Source organism: Endozoicomonas sp. SESOKO3 (genome assembly GCF_024606255.1).
Genome location: NZ_JAHHPR010000090.1, coordinates 1 through 2,001, shown reverse-complemented (window position 1 = coordinate 2,001; position 2,001 = coordinate 1). Strand labels below are relative to the sequence as shown.

Annotated in this window: 3 protein-coding genes; 2 read left to right on the top strand and 1 reads right to left on the bottom strand. The window is 35.5% G+C overall.

Annotated features, from left to right (window positions below):
- The coding region (locus KDK18_RS01435) for a hypothetical protein (protein ID WP_257252662.1) at nt 1-501 on the top strand (501 nt) is incomplete at its 5' end.
- 117 nt (nt 502-618) lie between these two features.
- Nucleotides 619-1,314, top strand: coding sequence for a type II CAAX prenyl endopeptidase Rce1 family protein (locus tag KDK18_RS01430; protein ID WP_257252660.1), 696 nt, complete (start codon nt 619-621; stop codon nt 1,312-1,314).
- An 87-nt stretch (nt 1,315-1,401) separates the two neighbouring features.
- On the opposite strand, the gene KDK18_RS01425 is transcribed toward KDK18_RS01430, so the two are convergent.
- Nucleotides 1,402-2,001 (bottom strand): hypothetical protein (locus KDK18_RS01425; RefSeq protein WP_257252659.1); only part of this gene is annotated, 600 nt, incomplete at its 5' end.

The window sequence follows — 2,001 nt, the reverse complement described above, 5'->3', positions numbered from 1 at the left end:
TATTTCCCCAAAAGCCAATCTTTAATTTCTGCTGTAAAATTAACGGAAAGAGAGGCGATGCAACGAGAGGTATTAACAATATGTTGCGCCAGAGGTAGCATTTATTTTGGCTCTGGAGAATGTCAAAATCAATTGAATTATGATATTGAAGATATGATTTTTAATAGTGATCTGGACCATAAAGCAGAGTTACATAAACCAGAGAACCCGACTAGAACAAATAACGAGGAAAAAGGTTGGCACTGCCACATTAAAGTAAATAGAAAAGATCTTCCTGATTTTTTAGGGCGCGTTTTTATAAGGCATAAAGTAGATACGACTAACGATGCTACTCATAAAAGTCAATTTTTGTACTCGATGTCGGCGCTTAGAGAAACACCCAGTCTTGGTGGGCTTACTTTTAAAGATGGGAGCATTACACAAAATGCTGAATGTACCGATATGAAAAAAAGTTCACCTTTAAATACAGATAGCTTTAGGTCAGTTGAGTATATTGATTAAAGCTCGTAACACCCGCTTCAGCCACGTGCCTGAGGCGCAACGGATGGTGGGACGAAGTCTCAAAACGAAATGGTATCATTTGTTAGCTGTTATGCTTGTTTTTCAAGGATAAGTACAATGAAAAAATATATTTTAATAATCGCAATATTCTGCTCATTAGTAATTCAACATGCAAAGTCAGACACCTCGCTCTTAAAAACAGAGGATGAATTTAACTCTTTGCACACATTAATAAATATGAGCCTCACAGACTCAGACTCAGACTCAGACTCAGACTCAGACTCAGACTCACTGAATATAGAAGATAAAGAATCCAACATAATGATCGTTCTAATAAAAGAGTTAGATTTTAACAATCAACTTTATTATGGATTATTATCAGGTGCAATACATTCTATACAATATCAAATTTTGGCTATTTTCGTTTTACGCCCTCTGTCATTAATACATGACCCATACAATGGAGAATTAAAATTTAATGAGGCTATTATAGGAGCTGTCATTGAAGAGGTGATATTTAATGGACACTTACTCCGTTTAATCAATTTCTCTATAGAATCTGCAACTAATAGAATCAACAATCATGATGAAAAAATATTTATTTTTAGTAACATCATCAAATCTACATTGTTTGGACTTTTACATCTTACCAACCCTAACCCATTAACAGCACAAGTCGTGATGTCAACGATAAACTCATTCAGTAGAGGACTGCTTTCTAAACATTATGGTTTACTAAGTGCGACAGTATCTCATGTTACTTTAAACTCCATTGGCTATTTAATCTACCTTTATAAAGGAAACTCTTTTTAGCAGCTAACCGCTATTAGAAGTCAAACGTGCGACGTTAGATATTATACTCCCCAAGTCTTCCGCAGAACCTCCTCAGTTTTTTTATTCTTAGTCAAAGTAATTTTGATAACTTTCAAAATCTGCTTTAGCTTTCAGATATTCTTGGCCTCCCGGAAAGCCTTTGTTTTTGTCGGGAGGTAAAAATAAAAGCTCTGTTAAAACTTCATTGTTTTTTCTTTTCCACTTGACTTCATACCTTGGCAATATAAGTGATAAGAAGTCCCCCGACTCCTTTGTAAATCCAAACCAACGACCTGTATACCAGTACAAATCATCATCTAAAGACACACCTATTGGTCGTTCTGAATATTCATGTTTTATTCGATTAAATATAGGAAACGCACCAAAAAAGCCAGCCAAATAAGAACTTTCAGGCAAATCAAAACTAAAAAACGTGCAACCACCTCCGTATGCAGAGTTTATTTCGGAGACAACATTAACACCCATGTAGTTATATTCAAAAAAACCCATGGATAAGTCTTCGGGCAATTGCTGTATAGGGTGAAGATCTATTCTATTTCCTCGTTCGTCTCCCAAGTAAAATTTATTCTCATATTGATCACCTTGTTGTCCAATTTCTTGCCTTGTCGCTTCACTTAGCTTTAAAATCAGGTAACCTTTTTCACATTGGTCGGGAGAAGCCTTAAC